We start from the raw sequence: 23,185 nt of genomic DNA, 5'->3' as shown, positions 1-23,185 counted from the left end.
TTTGATGGGAGTAATGAGTTATGAGTAAATTTCTTGACCGATTTCGTTATTTTAAACAAAAAGGGGAAACTTTTTCTGACGATCATGGCCAGACCTGGAACCAGAATCGGGACTGGGAAGAGGGCTATCGTCAGCGTTGGCAGCATGACAAAATCGTGCGTTCCACCCACGGCGTTAACTGTACCGGTTCATGCAGCTGGAAAATATACGTCAAAAACGGCTTAGTTACCTGGGAGACGCAGCAGACAGACTATCCGCGTACCCGACCCGATCTGCCAAACCATGAACCGCGCGGCTGCCCGCGTGGGGCCAGCTTTTCCTGGTACATTTACAGCGCTAATCGTCTTAAACATCCACTGGTACGCCAGACGCTAATCTCGCTCTGGCGCGAGGCTAAAGCCCAGCATTCCGATCCGGTAAACGCCTGGCAGGCGCTGGTCAGCGATCCGCAGAAAGCGTCACAATGGAAACAGGCACGCGGTCGCGGCGGCTTTGTTCGCGCTGACTGGAATGAGCTTAATGAGCTGATTGCCGCTGCCAATATTCATACCATTAAAACCTGGGGCCCGGATCGTATCGCTGGTTTTTCACCGATCCCGGCGATGTCAATGGTTTCCTACGCGGCGGGTGCCCGCTATCTGTCGCTGCTGGGTGGCGTTTGCCTGAGCTTTTACGACTGGTACTGCGATCTACCACCGGCGTCGCCAATGACCTGGGGAGAGCAGACGGATGTGCCTGAATCAGCAGACTGGTATAACTCAGGTTACATCATTGCCTGGGGTTCTAACGTGCCGCAGACCAGAACGCCGGATGCACACTTTTTTACCGAAGTCCGCTATAAAGGCACTAAAACCGTTGCTATCACGCCAGATTATGCTGAGGTCGCTAAACTCTGCGATCAGTGGCTTGCACCTAAGCAAGGCACCGACAGCGCGCTGGCGATGGCAATGGGCCATGTGATCTTGCGCGAGTTCTATCTTGATAAACCCTGTGACTATTTTATTAACTATGCACGTCACTACAGCGACCTGCCAATGCTGGTCTTACTGGAGCCGCGTCCGGAAGGTTATCAGGTTGCAGGTCGTCTGCTGCGCGCATCTGATCTCAGTAATAAGCTGGGTGAAAGTAATCAGCCGCAGTGGAAAACGGTGGCGATCGATGAGGATAGCGGTGAGCTGGTTGCTCCTAATGGTTCCATTGGCTTCCGCTGGGGCGAAAAAGGCAAATGGAACCTTGAGCCGAAAGCGGCTGAAAAACCGGTGACGCTACGCCTTGGCCTGAAAGGCCAACACGATGAGGTTGTCCCGGTAGGCCTTCCTTATTTCGGTGGTGACGCACACCCGCAGTTTAAGGCTGTTGAACTGGATAACGTGTTAGTCCGCACCGTGCCAGCCCGGCGTCTTACTCTGTCCGACGGGCGCGAAGTCTATGTCACCTCGGTCTACGACCTGACGCTTGCCAGCTACGGCGTCTCTCAGGGGCTGCAAGAGGGGGGTTGTGCTACCAGCTACAACGACATTACCGCCTACACGCCGGCATGGGCTGAGCATATTACCGGCGTGCCGCGCGGTGACATCATTCGTATTGCGCGTGAGTTCGCAGATAACGCGGCAAAAACTCACGGTCGTTCAATGATTATCGTCGGTGCTGGTCTCAACCACTGGTTCCATATGGATATGAACTACCGTGGCCTGATCAACATGCTGGTATTTTGTGGCTGTGTTGGTCAGAGCGGCGGGGGGTGGGCGCATTATGTAGGTCAGGAAAAGCTGCGTCCGCAAACTGGCTGGCAGCCACTGGCATTCGCCCTCGACTGGCAGCGTCCACCGCGCCATATGAACGGCACCTCATTTTTCTATAATCACAGTAGCCAGTGGCGTTACGAAACAGTAAGCGCCAGTTCGCTGCTGTCGCCGCTGGCGGATAAATCGCGCTATCAAGGGCATCTCATCGATTTTAACGTGCGCGCCGAACGCATGGGCTGGTTACCATCCGCACCGCAGCTGAATGTGAACCCACTGCATATCCACACCGCCTCACAGCAGGCGGGCATGACGGATAAGGAGTATCTGAGCCAACAGATGCAGCAGGGTAACGTGTGTCTGGCATCGGAGCAGCCAGAGCGTGAGCAAAACTATCCCCGTAATCTGTTTATCTGGCGCTCCAATCTGCTGGGATCGTCAGGGAAAGGCCATGAGTATTTTCTGAAACACCTACTGGGTACCGAACACGGTATCCAGGGTAAAGATCTCGGAGAGCAGGGGGGCGAGCATCCGCTGGAAGTGGAGTGGCAGGACCAGGCCACCGAAGGCAAACTGGACCTGGTAGTCACCCTCGATTTTCGCATGTCCAGTACCTGCCTCTATTCGGATATCGTGTTGCCTACCGCGACATGGTATGAAAAAGACGACATGAATACCTCGGATATGCATCCGTTTATTCATCCGCTGTCAGCAGCCGTCGATCCGGCCTGGGAGTCACGTAGCGATTGGGATATCTATAAAGGGCTGGCCAGGCATTTCTCCCGGTTGTGTCCCGGCCATCTCGGCGAGGAAACCGACATGGTGCTGCTGCCGCTACAGCACGATACTCCTGCGGAGCTGTCACAACCTTTTGAGGTGAATGACTGGAAACACGGAGAATGCCCGCTGATCCCCGGTCAGACTGCACCGCAAATGGTTAGCGTTGAGCGCAATTATCCGGAAACCTACCGTCGCTTTACCTCCCTTGGTCCACTGATGGAAAGTCTCGGCAACGGTGGCAAAGGTATAAACTGGAATACCCAAAGCGAAGTCGAGCTGCTCAAGCGTCTGAACGGCGTCAAAGAAAACGGCCAGGCAGCAATTGAAACGGCGATCGACGCGGCGGAAACTATTTTGTCGCTGGCACCCGAAACCAATGGTCAGGTTGCCGTACGTGCCTGGCAGGCTCTTGGCGAGATTACCGGGCGCGATCATCGCCATCTGGCGTTGAATAAGGAAGATGAAAAGATCCGCTTTCGCGATATCCAGGCGCAACCGCGCAAAATTATCTCCAGTCCGACCTGGTCAGGGCTTGAAGATGAACACGTTTCCTATAACGCCGGTTACACCAACGTGCACGAGCTGATACCCTGGCGCACACTGACCGGTCGCCAGCAGCTTTATCAGGATCATCCGTGGATGCGTGATTTCGGCGAGAGTTTGGTGGTTTATCGTCCACCGATCGATACACGCAGTGTTCAGAGCATGCTTAACCTGCGTCCCAATGGTAACCCGGAGAAAGCACTCAACTTTATTACGCCGCATCAGAAATGGGGGATTCACTCTACTTACAGCGATATCCTTCTGATGCTGACCCTGTCGCGCGGCGGTCCAATAGTCTGGATAAGCGAAGAGGATGCACGCGAACTGGGCATTGAAGATAACGACTGGATTGAAGCCTTTAACGTTAACGGCGCACTGACGGCCCGTGCGGTCGTCAGCCAGCGAGTACCTGCCGGTATGACCATGATGTATCACGCCCAGGAGCGTTTAGTAAATATTCCGGGATCGGAGATCACTGGCCAGCGTGGCGGTATCCATAACTCCGTGACGCGCATTACTCCGAAACCGACCCATATGATTGGCGGCTACGCTCAGCAATCTTACGGTTTTAATTACTACGGAACGGTCGGCTCAAATCGCGATGAATTTGTCGTGGTGCGCAAAATGCAGCGCGTTGACTGGCTCGACGATGAATCACAGGAGCGCGTCTGATGAAAATTCGATCTCAAGTGGGCATGGTGCTCAATCTCGATAAATGCATAGGCTGTCACACCTGTTCCGTTACCTGTAAAAATGTCTGGACCAGTCGTGAAGGTATGGAATATGCCTGGTTTAACAACGTAGAAAGTAAACCCGGCGTCGGCTATCCCCACGCATGGGAAGACCAGGAGAAATGGAAGGGCGGCTGGATACGTAAAATTAACGGTCGTTTGCAGCCACGCCTCGGCAGTAAAGTCGGCGTACTGCATAACATCTTCGCTAACCCGGTAATGCCGGAGATTGATGATTACTACGAGCCCTATACTTTCGATTACCAGCACTTACAAAACGCGCCTAAAGGAAAGCATCAACCGATTGCACGTCCGCGCTCCCTGCTCACCGGTGAGCGTATGGAAAAAGTGCAGGGGGGACCAAACTGGGAAGAGATTCTTGGCGGCGAGTTCACTAAGCGCAGCGCTGACAGCAACTTTGCTGGTATTGAACGCGAAATTTACGGCCAGTTCGAACAGACGTTTATGATGTATCTGCCGCGTCTTTGTGAACACTGTCTCAATCCTGCCTGCGCAGCAACCTGTCCAAGCGGTGCGATTTACAAACGTGAAGAAGATGGCATCGTACTGATTGACCAGGATAAATGTCGCGGCTGGCGTATGTGTATCAGCGGCTGCCCGTATAAAAAAATCTACTTCAACTGGAAAAGCGGTAAGTCAGAAAAATGTATTTTCTGCTATCCACGTATTGAAAGCGGCATGCCCACCGTTTGTTCAGAAACCTGTGTCGGACGCATTCGCTATCTGGGCGTACTGCTGTACGACGCTGATCGCATTGCTGACGCCGCCAGTACTGAACATGAACAGGATCTCTATCAGCGCCAGCTGGATATTTTCCTCGATCCGCACGATCCGCAGGTGATCGCTGAAGCAGAAAAGCAAGGTATTCCGTGGAGCGTTATTGAAGCCGCGCAGCACTCCCCGGTTTACAAGATGGCGGTCGACTGGCAACTGGCATTGCCGCTGCATCCGGAATACCGCACGCTACCAATGGTATGGTATGTGCCGCCGTTATCCCCGGTGCAGTCACAGGCGGATGCCGGTAATTTGTCGAATCACGGCGTGTTGCCTGATGTTAGCGCACTGCGTATTCCTATGCGCTATCTGGCCAATCTGCTGACGGCTGGCGATGAAAAGCCCGTGAAGCTGGCCCTGGAGCGCCTGATGGCCATGCGTCACTATAAACGCGCCCAGAGCGTGGAGGGTATAGACGACACCAGGGCACTACAACAGACCGGGCTTACTGTCGCCCAGGCTGAAGAGATGTACCGCTATCTGGCTATCGCCAACTATGAAGATCGCTATGTCGTTCCCTCTTCGCACCGTGAGCTGGCACGTGATGCCTTCCCCGAACGTAACGGCTGCGGATTCAGTTTTGGTGATGGCTGCCACGGTAGTGACACCCGCTTCAACCTGTTCAATAGCCGCCGTATCGATGCAATAGAAATCGAGGCAAAGGACGGGAGCCGATAATGAAACGATTAAAAGTCATTTCGCTGCTGATGGACTATCCACAACAAGCTATCTGGCAGCACCAACAGGAGTTGACGCAGGCTTGTGAACAGCTGCCGCAGCTGAAGCTTTTCATTGATGAACTTTGCGCGCTCCCTCAGCTGGAAGCTGAAGCGCGTTGGGTGGCACAATTTGAACGCGGGCGCGCCACGTCACTGCTGTTGTTCGAGCACGTTCACGGAGAGTCACGCGATCGCGGTCAGGCGATGGTCGATTTGCTTAGCTGCTATGAGCAGGCCGGGCTGGTTCTGAGTGAGCGCGAGCTGCCGGATTATCTACCGCTGTATCTGGAGTATCTCAGCGTTCAGCCGGAGAAGGATGCCCGCCAGGGTATTGACGATATTGCGCCGATTCTGGCGCTGATCACCGCACGCTTGCGTCATCAGAACAGCCAGTATGCTGCGCTTTTTGCAGAGCTTTTAGCCTGGATAGATTACCAGGCTGACAGTGAGCAGTTGAATAAACAAGTTCACCAGGAAGGTGATGATCGGTCACCGGCAGCGCTTGATGCAGTGTGGCAAGAGGAACAGGTGCGTTTTCTGAGTGAAAGCGGGGGGTGCGATAGTGCACAGCAGCAGCATCAACGACGTTTCGCCCGACAACCTGCGGTGCAGTATTTAAACCTGACGTCAGGAGGTCAGTGATGTCGCATTTTCTAACGCTTTTTTTCTTCGACATCTACCCGTATATTGCCGGCAGCGTTTTTTTAATCGGCAGTTGGGTTCGTTATGATTACGGTCAGTACAGCTGGCGTGCAGGGTCCAGCCAGTTAATGAGCCGTAAAGGAATGCGCCTTGCTTCCAACTTGTTCCACATCGGCATCCTTGGCATTTTGTTTGGCCACTTCTTTGGCCTGCTGACACCGCACTGGATGTATGAGCGCTTTTTGCCGATCGCCACCAAGCAAAAGCTGGCAATGATTGCCGGGGGCATTTGCGGCGCAATGACGTTAGTGGGCGGGCTGATGCTGTTGTATCGACGCCTGTTCAACGCCCGCGTTCGTTCTACCTCCAGCACTGCAGATATTTTGATCCTGTCACTGCTGCTTATTCAGGCGTCGCTGGGGCTGATTACCATCCACTTCTCGGCGCAGCATATGGACGGTAGCGAAATGATGAAGCTGGTCGGCTGGGCGCAGTCGATAGTAACTTTCCACGGCGATGCTGCCGCGCATCTTCAAGGCGTGGATCTCATCTATCGGGTGCATATGGTTCTGGGCATGACACTGTTCCTGCTATTTCCGTTCACGCGGCTGGTGCATATCTGGAGCGCGCCGGTGGAGTATCTTACTCGCCGCTACCAGGTGGTGAGGTTGCGTAAATAACCTGTCCTGGCCGGTCGCAAGTTCAATCAGGCTGACGACTGGCCGCATTTAAAGGGCGGTAATTTAGAAAAAGAGATCAATGGAGGGACGACGTTGTTTCAGTGCAAACGTGTTTATCAGATTGTGGAAAAAAGCGACGGCTACCGGGTGCTGATCGACAGACTCTGGCCCCGTGGTATCAAAAAAGTTGATTTAGTGCTGGATGGATGGTTGAAAAATCTGGCGCCATCAGCAGATTTGCGCTTAGCGTTACATCGACAGCTGATTGACTTTTCCTCCTTTAGTGTGGCCTACAGGCAAGAGCTGTATGCGCTTGATCGCAGCTGCTGGCTGCCACTGGTTGCCACTGCAGAGAAGGGGACGGTAACGTTGTTATACGCCAGCAGTGACACCCAGCATAATCATGCGCTGGTGTTAAAAAAGTTTCTTGAAACTCAGCCGCTCTGGCCCCTTTCATAATCTATCGCTTTTAGCACGCTTATTTGCGCCATACGGCCACGCTTCCTTACAATTTTGGGGAAAAAGCTTAATATTAACTTGCTGTTAACCAAACATGACGTTGGTTACAATAACGCTTTCGTATTTTATAGAGGCTTGTTTTCAGCATGCACATGCGCTTAATGCTGGCTGGCATCCCCGCCACAATACTCCTCTTTGGCTGCACCCCCAAGCCTGCCGTCGATGACGCCAGCGAGGCTTTCTCAGGGCCAACACGTGTTCATATCACTCACCTCCTAACCCGCGCTGATGATGGGTCCCGTATTTTTTTAACGGTGGATGGTAAAGAAGTCGGAATACTCCCGGCAGGCGAAAGTCGGGATATTAATTTGAAGGCCGGTAAGCATCAGATTGGTGGTTACGTTTCTACGCTGTTCAACTATGGTCGCGTCACCGTTAAGCCGGTTGACATCATCACCAATACCCACGCAGTGCAGGATGTTACCTACGCGGTGACCAGTAACCAATACGGGTTCACGATAACGGGCTCAACACCCGTTCCGTCGCCAGCCCCTGCCGTTAAACCGGCTCCGGCAAACTCAAATCAGAACCTGAGCGCCGATGGCGACACCCCTCAGGCAACAACGAGCATCACGCCACCACTAAACTCAGCACAAACTACCCCAGGCAACACCACAGCTGCCGATATAAATCAGAGCCCCGCTGCCGTAACACCAGTGCCAGCGTACACGCCATCAGCAACGACAGAACAACCTCCGACAGCGGTCGTCACAACGCCAGGTGCCGCAGAGATAACGAATACGCCAGGAATGGGTTCCAACACGGCTAACAGCATGACAAGTGCTCCCGGCACATCTTCTGATAATTCCGAAAGCGCCACGCCGCAAACAGCTGAATCGGCGCATTCCGCGCAGGCCACAGTTCCTGAGCCAGATACAGCAACAACGTCATCTTCTTCATTGAACAGTCACTGATCCTGCATGTTCGTTTATTACTCATCACTGTCCGGTGTTAATTCTGATTAAGGGGAGGGCAGTGATAAACGTGACACTCTCTTTTAAACGCAAGCAAATAATATCTCGATAAAATTAGTTGGGCGCTAAATCAATCTGCTATTATTTCTCTTCAAAAAAAGGGGCATAAGGATGTTAATGTCCGGATCGGCTAAAATGGCGGCGGCGAGGATCTATGGGTAAGATTGCAAAACAACTAGCAGCGGTTTTTTTCCTCAATATCTGGAAGGTTACCGGCTATAAAGTAAAAAAAATTACCCGCTTTGATGAACAACATATTATTAACACTATTGCAATTTTCTCCACTACCGCACTCGGTGATTTCATCTTAAATACCCCGGCAATGGGTGCAATCAAGGCGCGCTGGCCACATGCAAAGTTGCTGCTGGTTATTAATCAACGTAATGAGGCACTGGTTGCAGGAAGCGGACTGTTCGATGAAATTATTTTTTGGAACGGGAAAGTAAACAGCGTCATAAGAGTCGCCGCGACTTTACGTCGACACAAGGTTGATGCAACCTTTATCCTTCATGCGCTACACCCTATGACATCATGGCTGCCTCAATGGCATTCTCGACCTATATCATCAAAGATGTTTACTTCAATGATTATCACGGCAGAAAGAATTTTGCACTGGCTCGCTTTTTGTCCGCACACTATGACCATCGTGAGCAAGGTGGCATCCACTTTATTGAGCAGAAAGCCCGTCTGCTTAATTTAGTTGGTATTAACACGCCGTCAAAAGCGATGTTCCTTCCCGCACCTTTTACCGCAGAGCAACCCACAAAACCGATCATTGGCATACATGCCGGCGCATCAAGTCCTGAGCGCTGCTGGCCGGCCGAAAAGTTCACCCGGCTAATTCAGATGCTGCTTGCTCAGCATCCGCAGGTGGATATTGTACTGATTGGCGGGACGAATGAGAGGGCGCTAAACCAGAGCATTATCGACGGCCTGGATGACGGACGAGAGAACGTACGCAATCTGGCCGGAAAAACTAATTTAAAACAGCTCGCAGCATGTATTGCCAGCTTTTCCTGTCTGGTCGTCGGTGATACCGGCCCATTGCACGTTGCCGTCGCGTTGAAAACGCCGGTAGTCACTCTGTTCGGCAGTGCTTCCACAGCCGGAGCCGCACCGATTCAGGATCTGCATCTGCATCGGATGGTGGTTCCTGACGACAAAAATGAAGGAATTACTGCCATCAGGGTAGAAGAGGTATATATGAATGTTAATCAATCTCTTCGTGCCAATGCTCGCGATCGGGTTTCAGAAGAGTTGACTTGAGTTGGCGCAGATAAAAATAATGGCTTTTTAGAGAATTACGTTAAGCATGATCAGCGTATTTGAATACCATCCTGGTATCATCGGCAACATCGCTGAAGCTCCAGGGTAGTGGTTCTTTTATATTTCCTATCCAAACTTCATAGCGATTAATAAAACTTTTGAATTTAGACACATCTTCATAGAGATAGCTCAGTAATGTAATCATGTAAGCTGTATTATCTGGATTCATCCAGACATTCTCATCTGCGAGAGATAGCCTTTCGTTAACCAGACTCTTTAACTTCTGCTCTCTAAGGGCTAAGTTTTCATCTTTAATGATATCAGGAATTTTTTCACTACCCCAACCGTTATCAAATGCCTTCGTAATTGAATCGGTGTTTGCTAATGAGACTTTAATCCTCAGTTTCCGTAATAATGGTGAAGTCAACTTTGCGATCGCAGATATATCTAATTTATCTTCGTAAAGTCTTGGATAACATATGTCAGGTGATTTCTTGGTAAGAATATGATAACTTTCATGGATCAGAGCCGTAGAAATAAAGCTTTCGAATTTTCCCTTTGAATATCCCAATCGGTTATTCGTCTCAACAAGACTGCCTGCGAACACCGTGATTGTGATGGGAGTATGCTCACTACTCTCAGCACCAGCCACATACTGCGTTTCAAATATACGGCTGGGTTGAGATTCTTTGAATCCACCCTGATATATCATTTCTTTTGAAAATCTGAATTTACTCAAGACTTTAATTTGGCTTTTGATCAGTTTTTTTGTTTTCTCTTTAAAAATAGAATATTTAATGTCGTCAGTAGGTTTGCCAATAAATATATCAAATATAGTTTTTACATTAGCTATGTCATTTTCCTTTCGACTTTCTAGGATTTTCAGGGCTCTTCTCTGACACTTTATTGCTTTAACTCTTGATGCCCAAACCAGTGAGCGTATTTCTCTTGCATGATTTTTACTCATGTTCTCAATCCTTTCGATTGGCTTATTTTTTCTACCCCCAGCATTTTGTAGCCTATATGCTAACAAATGAATCTTACTTCCCTTACGCCAGGTGACACCACCATCACGTGATACAAAAATTTCGCCTTTTTCTATTCGTCCAAACAACATTTCCTCACCGAACATGAATGAGCGTACAGCCATATCAACCGTTAAAGAATAGACCGGTGAATTATTTTGTATCATTCCCAAGTGTTCTAAAAGATTTGGTTCATCCATATGCTGGATAATCTCTGTACTTGGATATTTTTCACATATATTACGAGTCATATGATAAGAGTCAGATACGCTAAGGCCGCTGGTCAGAAATGCCTGGTAAATAGCAAGTGGCTCACCAGTGTCCAGAGCTGTTTTGATACTTTCTGCTAAGATCCCGAGATCTAAGAATTTGTTACTCACCATAAGTCCGTATTTAACTGCACTTCCACCAATCGAGGTAAACTTTGCCACTTTAGCGGCTATTTTACCGCCAGGTATACTCCCAACAACCAGAGCAGATACCGCTAAGGGATCCAGTTCCTTTCCTTCCGCCACGTCTGCGGCGATTTCCGCAGCTGCCTGCAAGGAGTTAACAACAAATCCTACTGGCGTAAACGAAGTGATTGCCCCTACACTCACATCAACCCAACTCCCTATATACTCAGCCTGATGAACATTTGCATCAGTTTCTTGTACTGTTTCCCCCTTAAGGGAGCTGGATACCAACTGCATCTCTCCACTGAGAATGGAAAAGGGTCTGGCGAATGATCGCAGGTAATTTTGGGGAGTTAAGTAATCTAATGTTAATTCAAGATGATAGCTTTTCTCGGCTATACTGACTTCTGATACAGGGATGTGAGCTCCAGCAATAGCTCTTAAAATCAATGAGTCGTTTACTATTTCCTTATTTTTAAGCAAATAATCTTTTTCGATAATATTAGTGAGATATTCAGAAATTTCTTCAATGCTCATTGGCTTTGAATTGTCTTGGTTGAAATAGTTATTGAAAAATTTTTCACTTTGCCTCATTGTATTTAAAAAAATATCGCAGCTCTCGTAATATATATCTATAGTTCCTGGAGCATTAGAGTCACGAAATTTAATTTTTGGAATAGATGCCAGATAAGGCATTCCCTCCCTGATATCATCTGGAAGATCCTTTCCGCTCTCGACGTAATTGTAAAGCTTTTCAGAATTCAAAGAAATAAGAATGCCAGACTTAGCGTTGAGACTATCTGGAAGGAAAAGTGCATTATTTATCTTGCAGCCTTTTAAATCTACAGGAATAAGTTTTTTTGAACCTATTCGGGTCAAATAAGCCATATCTCTAATTTTTTTATTTAATTGTTTATCGTTTTCTATTTTTTGAAGTGCGAATTGAATAGCATATGAGTAGGTATTTTTCTTCATTTTATCTGAGAGATCTTGATACCGTATATTACGGTCTGAATCAAAATGCTCTGATTTTAGTTTCGCATCGGCAGGTATTGATTTATAGAAATCTGGATAGGAGTGAGTAGGGTGATCTTCCGCTAATGATCTTCTGAGTCGGACATGACTATTTCTGTGAATCGATTCTCGATTATACATAGCAGGATCAAATATGCTGCTGTAATTTGAACTCACTGGATTTAGGGGTATTAGTGGGTATAAGTCGCTGTCTTTGTCAGAAATAATTGCTGTTTTTTCTGACAAACACTGGCTATCGGTTAACCTGACTTGGCTCAGCAGCATTATTAGTGGAACTAGAATGCTCTTAGGTGTAGCTACAGCCTGATAAGATGCGTGATTGATTACTTCGCTAGAATTGGTGACCTTACTGATATCGCATCCAAAGCGACCTATATCATCCGGGGTTGAACTGCTGTCAAACCTCATGCCCTGTATCAATCTTATGCTTTTTCTCCTGATACTATCGTGTAACTTATTCTGGTGAGATCCCGCTGAAACCCTGTGCTGACATGTTGATACAGACATTCCTGATAACCCTTCATATAAAAATGAATTAATTACATATCGGTGCCTGCATTACTATCAATAAACCATTTTTATCGATTATTTTCTTGAACAGCATATATTTTCTGAGTGTTTTATAACTGAAATAACAATAGCATGACGTCCCCTGAGATTTTCAGCTTCCAATATGCGGGCCAAATTCACTGTAGTTTTCATGCAGCAGTGCCAGCACAGGTAATCTGCACGACTCCGCTCCGGCAAACGGTGGGGGCCGGTGAGCAGCAGACTCGCGGTAGCCGTTCATGAGGCATTGAACTTGGATCCAACTGAAAAGGCTGCATTATATGACATAGTCACTAACACGCACCCTCGTGAGGCTACACCTGCCGTGAGTTTACGATCCACGCTTACCGATACTGCATCATGAAAAAAATACTTATTGTCATTACTTTTTTTTACTGTCCTGGCAGCACAGGCAGAGCAGGGCGGCGCTGGCTTTCCCTGACTGGCGTGCCTGTTTCGCAGGCAATAACGGTGCTCTGGCGTGACATATTCGCCCATCCGTTCATTCTTGCTCAGGCGCTTGTTTCCGATTCCTACCACGTGTCGTTTTCCGTTGATGCCCGTCGGCCAACGCGACAGTCTGTGGACGTTCCTGCACCACAGGTCACTGTTTTCTGTTACGTGTTTGAGATTCAGACGGTGGAAAGGTGTTAAAAGGATAACGGTACTGAGCGCGTCAGAATTTCATGTACACTACGTTGGTACGCATAACGCCCTTGTACGCATCTGTGTCGTAAGTATTATCTTTACGAAGATTATTTGTTCGCATCTCATAATAGAGATCTTTGATGTTCTGCATAACAACTCAGCCAGTGTCAACGATTCCCACCAGATTCCGCTAACCTTACCGTTGGTGCGCATAATGTATATTATGTTAAATTAGCGTTATTTACCAATATACTGGTTGATTTTGCCCTGTTCCCCATGCCCTGGATTGTGGAATTTTTCAGGGCGTGAAGACAGGAAGCTCAACATGCATAATCCTGCCGGTATCTGCAGCGTGTTTAAATTCCGCGTGAGAGGATCAGTTCAACACACCTGAAAAAGATTTTGAATTAAATAAACGGCGAGACGGCTCTTTTCACCAATAACCTACCTCTGTGCTGCGCACATCCGGGAATCTGACAGGTTGTGCACCTCAATGATCTATCTGATCAAGGGTTATTAATGTCGCCGCGCGCCAGCGCGGCGACATTGTTGCCGTTGACGTCAGTAGCGTTCATGTCAGCCCCTTTGGCCTTAAGCTGTTCCAGCAACGAGTGTCGCTGAAACAAGGCCGCATACATGGCCGCGGTCTGCCCGGCATTATTACGCGTATCCGGATTGCATTTTGCGGTTATCAACTGCCCTGCTATTTTCACTTCGCCTTTAAAAATAGCCCCCATCAGTGCAGTATTGCCGCGTTTATCACGCAGACAAGGATCGGCACCAGCGTTCAGCAGGTTTTCCACTGTCGCCCGATGGCCATGATAGGCCGCCAGGATCACTGCGGTATAACCGCGTTCATCCTGCACGTTGAGATTGTATCTGGCGGCGATAAAATCGTCGATAACGCCGTTATTTCCCGTTCGTGCAGCATCCCACAGATAGTTGTTTAGCTGCTGTTTGATCTGTTTTTCGCTGGCGTTGTTCGGAGCCTGAATGGCAGCCATCGGCGCGGCCGCCAGGAAAAACAACAGATAAAGTGCTTTCATCACGTTTTGCTCATCATCCTGCTAAAAAGCCTACACTGTGGTGCTGGCGCTTATCGTCGGTGTCAGTCGGATAGTTTATCCGCTAATTTCTGTACTGTGCCCAAATCCCCTTTTGCTATGCCAGTCAGACGCGTACCGTAATCCTTATCTGCTTTATAGAAATAAGACAGCATGATGTTCTTGCTCTCCTTGTCTGCACCAGCCAGCGACGTGCCCAGGCTGTTCACCAGATCGTTCTGCTCTTTCTTGCTGTAAGAGCGGTACAGCTCGCCGGTCTGTTTGAAGTTCTGTTCACGCTGGATTTTACTTTGCTGGGTAGTGCCTTTCAGCAGTGTACGGCTGTATCGGGCAGAGCTAAGCTCTTCACGCGGATAGATGCGACTCGGCTGGTAATTCACCCCCTTATCAAGGGTATGCCCACTGTTGAGGCGGCCGTCCTGATTGCCGTTATTAACCGGGCTATGCGGACGATTAATCGGCAGGCTGAGCGCATTGGCTCCGATACGGTAGTACTGAGTATCGGCATAGGCAAACAGGCGGCCCTGTAGCAGTTTATCTTCCGAAGGTTCTATTCCTGGCACCAGGTTGGATGGTGCCATCGCCACCTGCTCAGTTTCCTGGAATACATTGTCGGTATTTTTATTCAGCACCATCTGGCCAATTTTACGCTCCGGCACGTCAGGCCAAATCTTGGTCGCGTCCAGTGGATCAAAATCAAACGACTTCAGATCCTCAGGCTTCAGAACCTGAATATAGAGATCCCATTTGGGATAGTCGCCCCGATTAATCGCCGCCACCAAATCGTGCGTCATATGGCTGTAATCTTTTCCCTGTACCTGCTCAACCTGTTGTGGATCCAGATTTTTAATCCCCTGCAGCGTTTTCCAGTGAAACTTGACGTAATGCACTTCACCTTTATTATTCACCAGCTTGTAAGCATGAACGCTGTTGCCATCCATATTGCGGTAAGAAGCCGGTGTCCCTTCGTTGGAATAGAGCAGCGTCAGGGTGCGGATCGATTCCGGCAGGTGAGAAAAGAAATCGAAACGCCGTGAATCGTCATCCAGATTGGTGCGGGGATCAGGCTTGAACGCATGCACCATATCCGGGAATTTTATCGCATCACGAATAAAGAACGTGGGGAAGTTATTACCGACCAGATCCCAGTTGCCTTCAGTGGTATAAAACTTGGTCGCGAATCCCCGAGGATCGCGCAGCGTTTCCGGTGAGTGATTGCCGTGTACTACGCTTGAAAAACGAACAAACACTGGCGTTGTGCTACCCGCAGTAAACACTTTCGCCTTCGTTAAATCGGAAATGTCCGCAGTGGCGGTGAACTCACCATGCGCGCCTGCGCCGCGGGCATGTACCACGCGTTCCGGTACACGCTCGCGATCGAAACGCTGTAGCTTTTGCAGAAGTTGTACATCCTGCAAAAGCACCGGACCGTTGGCACCGGCAGTTTGTGAATTCTGATTATCACCCACCGCTGCACCATTATCACGGGTTAAGGTGTCTGCCACTGCCATCGGGCTGATGGCCAGTGAGGTTAAAGCAACCAGCAACTTTTTTCGCGTAATGTAACCGCCTGTGATACGAGTATTGCTCATAACGCTATCCTTATCGTTTATTGTCGTGAAACGTAATTCCGTTCTATCGCACGCACCAGCAGGCCGCAGAGGACAAGGAAAATCGTCAGTCGGCGCATAATTTCCCAGAGGCTGGCGCTGTATGTAATAAATGCAAAGGGCTGTCCTGCATTCCTGGATCAGGACAATCTGCCTGTAACGCCACACACTTTACAGGGTATTGCATCTATTTGTGAGCCATTATGCGCTATTGAAGTAATAGGCTATACGGATTGACGTACCTGCCTTTATTAACTGGGATAAAAAATATTAGTTAAAAGGGAGAATGATGGAGGTTTGCTTGCCTGGAAGCATGCTAATTGCCGTGATAGCCGCGCCCCCTCCCCCGTCACCGCCGTCAACCCAGAAACCCTGATCCTGATACACCACACCTCCTTTCATTTCAAGATTGAAGGCGTAAAGCACGCCAGCCTAAAGGCGCTGTATCCGACGGAACCCTCAAAAACCGTTGCTTCAGCGAACTGATAAGCCGATGCATAAAGACGGTGACTGGCCGCTTTCTTTGGTGAGAGCGGTTTAAGGCCTGCCGCACAATGACACTGCTTATTGTGCGGCGACCTCGGCCAGCAATGTCTCTGCGGCTAACCTGCCGAGATTATTGGACGCCAATGGACTGTCACCGGTTAATAAACGACGATCTTTATGGACTTTTCCCGTGATATCACTGTTGATGATCCTGACGCCCAATGCGCTAAGACGTTCACCGACCAGCCAGGGCATCTGGCCCGGAATATAGCCGATATCAATATTTGCGCCGGTATCGAGCATGTCAGGGAAAACGCAGATTTCGTAACCCCGATACAGGAAGTTTTCTTTATTCTCGCCCAGACTTGCCGCCAATAAACCGGCAGGTCCGTGGCACAGTGAAATGACATAGCGGTCGTTTTTATTGGCCCAGTAAAGCGCTTTTTTCACGTCTTCGCTGAAGGGGATATCGTTTAATACTCCGTGACCACCCGGTATAAAAATGCCGATATAATTGCCAGCATCTAGATCCTTCACCACTTCAGTCAGTTTTTTGGGCTGTTTAAGTTGAAGGCGATACTTCTCATATGTGACTCTGACCGCCTCATCCTCTGAAGGAAAAGCCCACATTTCAAGTTTAACCGGATCGCCAGATGGCGTAGCAATGTCAATGTTGAACCCGGCAAGATCCATGTGGTGCATGGGTAATAACATCTCCACAGGATGGTTCCCGGTAGAGAAAAACTTTCCATTTTGCATCATCAGATAGCGTTCCTGACACGCAATCATCAATACCTTCCACTTGCCTCCTTTATAAGGCGCAGGATAGTGGGCGCCGCAAAAATCTGTCTTTGATGAAGTGTATTTACTCAGAGAGTAAGGCGATGGGAAAAATGCATTTTCTTCAGCAACATCAGGAACTGGATTGCGATTTTCAGATGCTAAGTTAGACATGATAGCCCCCTTCGTTAATTGACTTTTTTGGCAGAAGCAACACAGTATGACGAGCAATCTAGCGAACCTCTCATAGCGATGCTTTTAATACTATGGCACCGAATTGATTATTACCGGCAGATTTTCCCGCAAAAATACTACAGGGTGGACATCGATTTGCTTATGATGACGTCGGTAAGTGAAGCCTCCCCTTACCAGATTAATAAAATGATTGTCATGACATCTTTTGGATTCTAAGTGACAAGTTTGGTGGAACTCTCCCCGGAAACGCAACAGTCAGCGGTTCGTTTTGGAGGGGCGACAAAGCCGTCCTCTGGAGCCTGAAGATATCCACAGACTTCGAGAGGAAAGCAGCTCTGCAAGTACTGTATGAAGATGAACATTAACTAGCGCAATACACCTGCTTTGGCGCCAGGTTTTAGCCAGCCATTACCATGTCGAACGAAGGGTACTCAGATAAAAGACAATGCCACTCCATTCGAAACCAGGGTGTGAATTGTGCTTCTGATTTTGAAAGTTGTGCGGATATTTGATCGCGAGTCAGCCATCTGATACTGCGAATCTCCAATGCAGAAGGCGTTACCACCGCGTCAGAACGTGCAACTAATACATGACATAATTCATGTTCCGCACCGATCGAACCGAAGCGAGCATGATACTCAAAACTATATATAAAGCGGCAGGAAGCAGATATCCCTAATTCCTCCTGCAGACGCCGGGAAGCAGCGGCCAGGATGGTTTCTCCTGGAGCCGGATGACTGCAGCAAGCATTCGACCAATAACCAGGCCAAAGCATTTTTCCTGCCGCACGACATTGAAGGAGATGACGTCCGCCGTTGTCGATTAGATGTACCGAAAATGCGCGATGGCGCTTTCCTTCATCCAAATGCGCAGCGCGCTTGTCACAAATACCGATTTGTCTATCGTGTGCGTCGACTAACACAACATCATTGGTCATTGTGTTTTTCCTTTTATAAATTGCTGTCCGCACAATGCGAGGGCGAGACTATGCTTTTCGACGTATGGGGACTTGCCCCCATGAGCTGACGAATGTCAACGCTGTATCAGTGAACTCAGGAGCAGCACGTAGGCTGGCCATAGCATCGAGATCATTTTGAGTTAACAAGCCTAACTTCAATAGCGCCGGTCCCGCCTGGACGGTCGTTGCCGCCCAGAAGGTATCAGCTGGACTATTGTCACCTATACGACCTTCGACGGTTCGATGTCCAATATTGGATAATCCTCTGTCACGTAGACGACTGGGAAGAATATCGGCCCAGAACATGTCGGAACCAACAGACTGTTCAAGAAGAGTTATTCCGGCCAGGGCGATTTTTCGGAACAACGGGTTCGTGGTGCTCAAACTCGGTTGCAGACTCACATCTTCTATTATCAACCAACCGCCAGGACGAACCCAACTGGCAATTCGAGTTAATATAGCCTCACGTTCAGTAAGGTGACTCAATAGCGCCCGGGCATGCACTACGTCAAAAGAGGCAGCAGGAAAATCATCGGTCACAATATTGTGGGAGATCACTTGAATATCGGGTACATCTATAAGGAATCGGATATCAATGTCGGTGGCGGTGGCGGTGACTTTAGCATCGGGATATTGCCTGGCCAACCAGCCAGCCAACGATCCTGCGCCAGCACCAAGATCAAGGATGTCAGACCTGGCCGGAATCTCCAACTGCTCGAAAACCGTTTTACTTAGCGGGTCAAAAGCGTACTCCAGGGTGCGCAGTCGTGCTAATTCTCCGACGCACTGACTACCAAGATAACTTTGGGTATAGCAGGGTTTACCTGCGGGGCCGGTCACAATGTTACCTCCAGTCGATTAGGAACGCGGTTAAGAAATCCATGTTCTGTAGGCTGAAACTCTGGAGCCCAACGCACATTTGGAAAAGCCTGTAACAACATACGGCTGGCAGTGGTAATCTCCATCTGAGACATCATCGCACCCAAGCAGAAATGCCGCCCCGCACCAAAAGCAAAATGATTTATAGCCTGATTGGGACGCATCATATTGAAGGTGTCAGGATCAGGGAATCTATCTGGATCACGGTTAGCCGAACCGATTAGACATGCAAAGTTCGCACCAGAAGGAAGTATTCCTGAGGGTAAATCCATTGAGTCTTTAGCTTCTCTGAGTACGAGTTGCAAAGGAGGATTACGCCGCAAAGTTTCGGTGAACACATTATCCATCAGGTCGGGATTAGCCATCACCGCATCTTTGACACCAGGCTCACTCAACAGATTGACAATAGTATTCGCTAAGGCTCCGTTGCTGGTCTCACTACCCGCTGTCATCAGGATTGCACAGTAAGCTCGAATGTACGTCTCGGATAAAGGCTGATCATCAATTCGGGCCGCCAGTAAATGCGAGATCAAATCATTTGTGGGTTGAGCTCGACGGGCGTCGATATAGGGCTGAATATAGTCATAGAAACTATCCCGATTGGACACCCCGCCAGTTAACAGTGCTGGATCCTGTCGATAGTTGCCCAGATAAGAGAAGCCGACAGCACCCCAGTTTTTTAGCTGTTCAATCTGCTGGGAAGTATCAGCCGGTAGACCCAGCGCACGAGCCATCACGCGAACCGGCAACACTGAGGTAAAATCAGCAATGAGATCTACCTGAGTGCGATCATGCATCTGCGCAAGCAGGTCGGTAGTAACTGACGTAATAGAGTCTCTGAGTACTTCAAGTGCTTTGCCGCGAAATGCCGGACTAAGCAATGCTCTGTGTTGCGCGTGTTCACAACCGTCCATCGAGACAAGAGTAGGTCCAAGCAGTGGTCCAATCTGCCATGCGTAATTGTTATTGCTCACATTTGGGTGGATCAATGCGGCTTTGACATCCACGTACCGACTGATAAGCCACAAATCCGTGGGTTCGTCGTATACGATTGGCATGGTGGTCCGTAGACGATCATATATGGGGTAAGGATCGATTTCGAATTGTCGGGATTTAAGCGTGGGAGGCGTAAGTTCCAGATCCAGCTGCCGTGTGGACTGTTCTAAAAAATTTGTGCTCTGCAGGTGATAGCGAGAAACGGTCCGATGCCAGTCCCCTGCTGCACGGACAATATGACGTAGGCGATCAGGGTCAGTCGCTTTGGACAGCTGGTCACTTGGAGGCTGGTTAGCGGTTGCGGTGAATTCTGCAACCGCTGTTTTCACCTTCTGATGAGCGGACTCAATCGCGGTAGACCAGTCTATGCCCGTATTGTCCGTCAGGATAGATACCAAGTTGAAGCGTTCACCACAAACCACATCCTTAGCAACCGAATAGATATCGTTCGTCCATGCAATGATATTCGCACAGTGTTCACGCAGTGTATTCCACCATTCGATGTCCGCTGAATGTTGATACGGGTCGAGAGATTCGGCCGCATCGATGAGATCAAAGAAGAAAAACGCGCCAAACGAATCACGCCGCAATGGCAGATACCTGGTCAGCGTAATCGCCGCGTCGATCTCCTGCATTCTTACCAGCGCCGCTTGTGCGCGAAGGTGTTGAACTAGATGTTGCACGAGCTGACTCCGCCATCGATCGTCTCCCAAATTCCGGGTTCGCGGCCATAAATCACAGACCAAAACATTGATCATTGGATCATCACATTTAAGCGTTTTATGCGAAAGATTAGCACCGTCGTCGTACCCAGTCACCGCCTGGACCGCGATGATAAAACGCTCCAACACCCCGTTTTCCGCCCATGGTCCGTCATCGATACGGTCATCGAGAATAAGCGCCCAGAGATACCAGCACACCAGAATTTCGGCGCGTTCTGTCGGAGAGCTCCCGCATAACGCGACCCCCAATTCGAGCAAAGGTGTCGTACTCAGCCGGTGAGCCCCACGGCGACCGATCAAGCCATTTCTCTCCGCCCAAGCCAGAGCATGCGTCCGCAACTGATCACTGTCTGAACGCGGAGGGGGAGCGGTGAAAGGAAACTGAATATCAGGAATGACCAACGGTGTCGACAATGAGTGGCAAGCGCGGCTCATGCCGGGATGACTTTTACTATGTCCTTGTTTCATGGTGCTCTCCTTTTGGAACAACTTTCCTTCAAGTTTGCCTTTAATTTTCCTGTCATCTAAGGGCTAAGCCAGCGCTAACATTTCAGGATCACGGATTAGCTGCTGGTAACAATCGATACAATTATTTCACAAACACATAACCCTTACCCAGATCCAGTTCAAAAAAGCTGATGCATGATTTTTTAGTTTTACGCTAACCAAACTGAACGCATGTGTTTATTACGTTGATACATTGGATATTATTAAAAGAAAAAAACATCCTTCTTTATCGTCTCATTGCACTAGCCCTTAACATGATTTTAGGTTCAACGGAGAGTCAGGTCCCGTCACTTTATAAGAAACGTTTTCAGATGGTCATGATGGAGAAAGATCATGCATTGATTTTTTTTTGTTAATCAGGACCACGCGCATTTTGCCTACGAGAAAGGGGCCGCGGATGTGGCCTTCTCAATGCGGAGGCAGCGTTAACATTAGAATAATCCAGACGCCAGCCAGCTCGTCAGCATTAACAAAAAGTAGAGCTATCCCCGCGGCTAAAAACAGCAGGATCCGCACTCATATTTCAGCCAATGACCGGCTCACCGAAGATGCAGACTTAAGCTTGCTTTCGTTATAATCACCCTTTTAAACCTTAGAATTTTGGAAAAAATAATGAAAGTACAGACTGGCAGAGTCAGCTATCTGATAAAGTTTTTAGCTGTTATTGCAACAGGGTTCGCGGCGGGTCTCGCGGGTATGGCGCTCGCCCTGTTATTACATGCTATACAGCATTTTGCATTCGGATACAGCACCGCACATCTCATCGACGCTGAATCTTTTCTGCAGGGAGTGAGTGACTCAACGCCTTTGCGGCGCATCGGCGCAATCATTACAGGGGGTATTGTCGCCGGATTCGGATGGTGGCTACTGGGGAGGTACGGTCGACCTCGCATATCAATTAAGTCTGCTGTATCAACACCTTCCAGCCCCATGCCTGCAGTGACCACGACCGTTCATGTACTGCTACAGATAATTACCGTGGCGTTGGGGTCGCCTTTGGGGCGTGAGGTGGCCCCCAGAGAGATGGGGGCGCTTGCCGGGGGCGCCATTGCGCGCCGGGCTGGGCTTAACGACGATGAGATTCGGATCCTTATTGCCTGCGGTGCCGGGGCTGGCCTGGCTGCCGTTTATAATGTTCCGCTGGCGGGTGCGCTGTTCAGCCTTGAAGCTCTTTTACTCTCATTTAGCTGGGAAAAGGTGTTCGCTGCCATTGTCACATCTGCCATTGCAGCCTGGACGGCGACGCTCGCTCTGGGTAACGAATCGCAATATCATTTTGTATCAGCAGAGCTCCCACACAGCTTTCTGCTTTGGGCCTGTGTCGCGGGACCCGTTCTCGGTCTGGCAGCATGGGGGTTCCGTAAATCCACAGGAAAAGCCCGTGCCAGTGTCAGGGCTAACTGGCAGATGCCCGTTATCTGTTTTTTAGCCTTCGTTATTCTGGCGGTTCTCAGTCTCTACTATCCTCAGTTACCGGGCAATGGTAAAGGACCGGTGCAGATGGCCATCAGTGATGAACTGGGCTACCCGCATGCAGCCGTTTTACTGGGACTTAAACTGCTGGTCATTCTGGCCGTACTCCGGGGCGGCGCCGAAGGCGGGTTGCTTACCCCTGGGCTTGCTGTCGGTGGGCTATTAAGCCTGGTCCTCTGTGCGGGATGGCAGCTCATGTGTCCAGGCGGAGATGCCCTCAGTTTTGCGCTTGTGGGAGGCGCTGCCTTTCTGGCTGCATCCATGCAGATGCCTCTGACCGCTATCGTCCTTGTTCTGGAGTTCACGCATATGGAGCACAGCTACTTTGTACCGGTCATGTTTTGTGCCGCCGGTTCGTTCATCACATGTCGTATCCTGGAAAAAAATTATGCCTACTGAAATGGTGAGAGGATGAGTGCAAAGGCAGCCAGAGCTGAAGGACGGGTATATTTTTGAAATTGCTCGCCAGGAA

Annotated in this window: 17 protein-coding genes; 10 read left to right on the top strand and 7 right to left on the bottom strand. The window is 49.3% G+C overall.

Annotated features, from left to right (window positions below; genetic code table 11):
- Positions 1 to 20: 20 nt before the first annotated feature.
- The 8 genes from BM191_RS03165 (at position 21) to BM191_RS17010 (ending at position 9,391) form a co-directional block, all read left to right on the top strand.
- Entirely contained in the window at positions 21 to 3,737 is a 3,717-nt protein-coding gene (locus BM191_RS03165; RefSeq protein ID WP_092875020.1) for a nitrate reductase subunit alpha, read from the top strand.
- The gene (narH, locus tag BM191_RS03160) at positions 3,737 to 5,269 is read left to right on the top strand and encodes a nitrate reductase subunit beta (RefSeq protein ID WP_092875017.1); all 1,533 of its coding nucleotides are present in this window, start codon (positions 3,737 to 3,739) and stop codon (positions 5,267 to 5,269) included. Before BM191_RS03165 ends, narH begins: the two co-directional genes overlap by 1 nt.
- Positions 5,269 to 5,952: a nitrate reductase molybdenum cofactor assembly chaperone gene (gene narJ, locus BM191_RS03155; RefSeq protein WP_092875014.1), complete on the top strand. Its 684-nt coding sequence runs from the start codon at positions 5,269 to 5,271 to the stop codon at positions 5,950 to 5,952. The genes narH and narJ overlap by 1 nt, the downstream gene beginning before the upstream one ends.
- Positions 5,952 to 6,632 (top strand): respiratory nitrate reductase subunit gamma, encoded by a 681-nt coding sequence (narI, locus tag BM191_RS03150; RefSeq protein ID WP_092875012.1) that lies wholly within the window; start codon positions 5,952 to 5,954, stop codon positions 6,630 to 6,632. The genes narJ and narI overlap by 1 nt, the downstream gene beginning before the upstream one ends.
- A 93-nt stretch (positions 6,633 to 6,725) precedes the next feature.
- Complete coding sequence (locus BM191_RS03145; RefSeq protein WP_092875009.1) at positions 6,726 to 7,091, top strand: DUF488 domain-containing protein; 366 nt, start codon at positions 6,726 to 6,728, stop codon at positions 7,089 to 7,091.
- Between the two features lie 146 nt (positions 7,092 to 7,237).
- Positions 7,238 to 8,065 (top strand): hypothetical protein, encoded by an 828-nt coding sequence (locus BM191_RS16710; RefSeq protein ID WP_177203280.1) that lies wholly within the window; start codon positions 7,238 to 7,240, stop codon positions 8,063 to 8,065.
- A 214-nt stretch (positions 8,066 to 8,279) separates the two neighbouring features.
- Positions 8,280 to 8,825, top strand: a complete 546-nt coding sequence (locus tag BM191_RS17015; RefSeq protein WP_230479492.1) for a glycosyltransferase family 9 protein — start codon at positions 8,280 to 8,282, stop codon at positions 8,823 to 8,825.
- The gene (locus BM191_RS17010) at positions 8,750 to 9,391 is read left to right on the top strand and encodes a glycosyltransferase family 9 protein (protein WP_230479491.1); all 642 of its coding nucleotides are present in this window, start codon (positions 8,750 to 8,752) and stop codon (positions 9,389 to 9,391) included. The genes BM191_RS17015 and BM191_RS17010 overlap by 76 nt, the downstream gene beginning before the upstream one ends.
- Before the next feature lie 40 nt (positions 9,392 to 9,431).
- Here BM191_RS17010 and BM191_RS03130 read toward each other — a convergent pair whose 3' ends face one another.
- Positions 9,432 to 12,353 (bottom strand): hypothetical protein, encoded by a 2,922-nt coding sequence (locus tag BM191_RS03130; protein ID WP_143088782.1) that lies wholly within the window; start codon positions 12,351 to 12,353, stop codon positions 9,432 to 9,434.
- Positions 12,354 to 12,755: 402 nt separating this feature from the next.
- Between BM191_RS03130 and BM191_RS03125 the strand changes: the two genes are divergently transcribed.
- Positions 12,756 to 13,049, top strand: a complete 294-nt coding sequence (locus BM191_RS03125; RefSeq protein ID WP_092875003.1) for a hypothetical protein — start codon at positions 12,756 to 12,758, stop codon at positions 13,047 to 13,049.
- A 500-nt stretch (positions 13,050 to 13,549) separates the two neighbouring features.
- Here the strand turns inward: BM191_RS03125 and BM191_RS03120 are convergent, their stop codons facing one another.
- The 6 genes from BM191_RS03120 to BM191_RS03095 form a co-directional block, all read right to left on the bottom strand.
- Positions 13,550 to 14,089 carry an ankyrin repeat domain-containing protein gene (locus BM191_RS03120; RefSeq protein WP_092875000.1) on the bottom strand — a complete coding sequence of 180 codons (540 nt, stop codon included), beginning with the start codon at positions 14,087 to 14,089 and terminating at the stop codon, positions 13,550 to 13,552.
- A gap of 62 nt (positions 14,090 to 14,151) precedes the next feature.
- Complete coding sequence (gene katB, locus BM191_RS03115) at positions 14,152 to 15,618, bottom strand: catalase KatB (RefSeq protein WP_230479505.1); 1,467 nt, start codon at positions 15,616 to 15,618, stop codon at positions 14,152 to 14,154.
- A 663-nt stretch (positions 15,619 to 16,281) separates the two neighbouring features.
- Positions 16,282 to 17,157: a glyoxalase III HchA gene (gene hchA, locus BM191_RS03110; protein ID WP_092874995.1), complete on the bottom strand. Its 876-nt coding sequence runs from the start codon at positions 17,155 to 17,157 to the stop codon at positions 16,282 to 16,284.
- Positions 17,158 to 17,575: 418 nt separating this feature from the next.
- Positions 17,576 to 18,115 carry an isopentenyl-diphosphate Delta-isomerase gene (idi, locus tag BM191_RS03105; RefSeq protein ID WP_092874992.1) on the bottom strand — a complete coding sequence of 180 codons (540 nt, stop codon included), beginning with the start codon at positions 18,113 to 18,115 and terminating at the stop codon, positions 17,576 to 17,578.
- Positions 18,116 to 18,163: 48 nt separating this feature from the next.
- Entirely contained in the window at positions 18,164 to 18,976 is an 813-nt protein-coding gene (locus tag BM191_RS03100; RefSeq protein ID WP_230479490.1) for a class I SAM-dependent methyltransferase, read from the bottom strand.
- Positions 18,973 to 21,201: a cytochrome P450 gene (locus BM191_RS03095; RefSeq protein WP_092874986.1), complete on the bottom strand. Its 2,229-nt coding sequence runs from the start codon at positions 21,199 to 21,201 to the stop codon at positions 18,973 to 18,975. The genes BM191_RS03100 and BM191_RS03095 overlap by 4 nt, the downstream gene beginning before the upstream one ends.
- Positions 21,202 to 21,852: 651 nt before the next feature.
- Here BM191_RS03095 and BM191_RS03090 point away from each other — a divergent pair.
- Positions 21,853 to 23,112, top strand: a complete 1,260-nt coding sequence (locus BM191_RS03090; RefSeq protein WP_092874983.1) for a chloride channel protein — start codon at positions 21,853 to 21,855, stop codon at positions 23,110 to 23,112.
- Positions 23,113 to 23,185: the final 73 nt, after the last annotated feature.

Source organism: Izhakiella capsodis, assembly GCF_900115045.1.
Taxonomy (GTDB): domain Bacteria; phylum Pseudomonadota; class Gammaproteobacteria; order Enterobacterales; family Enterobacteriaceae; genus Izhakiella; species Izhakiella capsodis.
Note: the sequence above shows the minus strand (reverse complement) of the source record. Positions and strands in the feature narration are given on the sequence as shown.

What these genes read in the sequence shown, in the direction of transcription:
- BM191_RS16710 (WP_177203280.1), top strand. Translation starts at nt 7,238, where the DNA reads ATGCACATGCGCTTAATGCTGGCTGGCATCCCCGCCACAATACTCCTC.
- BM191_RS03120 (WP_092875000.1), bottom strand. Translation starts at nt 14,089, where the DNA reads ATGAAAGCACTTTATCTGTTGTTTTTCCTGGCGGCCGCGCCGATGGCT.
- narJ (WP_092875014.1), top strand. Translation starts at nt 5,269, where the DNA reads ATGAAACGATTAAAAGTCATTTCGCTGCTGATGGACTATCCACAACAA.
- narI (WP_092875012.1), top strand. Translation starts at nt 5,952, where the DNA reads ATGTCGCATTTTCTAACGCTTTTTTTCTTCGACATCTACCCGTATATT.
- BM191_RS17015 (WP_230479492.1), top strand. Translation starts at nt 8,280, where the DNA reads ATGGGTAAGATTGCAAAACAACTAGCAGCGGTTTTTTTCCTCAATATC.
- katB (WP_230479505.1), bottom strand. Translation starts at nt 15,618, where the DNA reads ATGGCAGTGGCAGACACCTTAACCCGTGATAATGGTGCAGCGGTGGGT.
- BM191_RS03125 (WP_092875003.1), top strand. Translation starts at nt 12,756, where the DNA reads ATGAAAAAAATACTTATTGTCATTACTTTTTTTTACTGTCCTGGCAGC.
- idi (WP_092874992.1), bottom strand. Translation starts at nt 18,115, where the DNA reads ATGACCAATGATGTTGTGTTAGTCGACGCACACGATAGACAAATCGGT.
- BM191_RS03130 (WP_143088782.1), bottom strand. Translation starts at nt 12,353, where the DNA reads ATGTCTGTATCAACATGTCAGCACAGGGTTTCAGCGGGATCTCACCAG.
- hchA (WP_092874995.1), bottom strand. Translation starts at nt 17,157, where the DNA reads ATGTCTAACTTAGCATCTGAAAATCGCAATCCAGTTCCTGATGTTGCT.
- BM191_RS03165 (WP_092875020.1), top strand. Translation starts at nt 21, where the DNA reads ATGAGTAAATTTCTTGACCGATTTCGTTATTTTAAACAAAAAGGGGAA.
- BM191_RS03095 (WP_092874986.1), bottom strand. Translation starts at nt 21,201, where the DNA reads ATGAAACAAGGACATAGTAAAAGTCATCCCGGCATGAGCCGCGCTTGC.
- BM191_RS03090 (WP_092874983.1), top strand. Translation starts at nt 21,853, where the DNA reads ATGAAAGTACAGACTGGCAGAGTCAGCTATCTGATAAAGTTTTTAGCT.
- narH (WP_092875017.1), top strand. Translation starts at nt 3,737, where the DNA reads ATGAAAATTCGATCTCAAGTGGGCATGGTGCTCAATCTCGATAAATGC.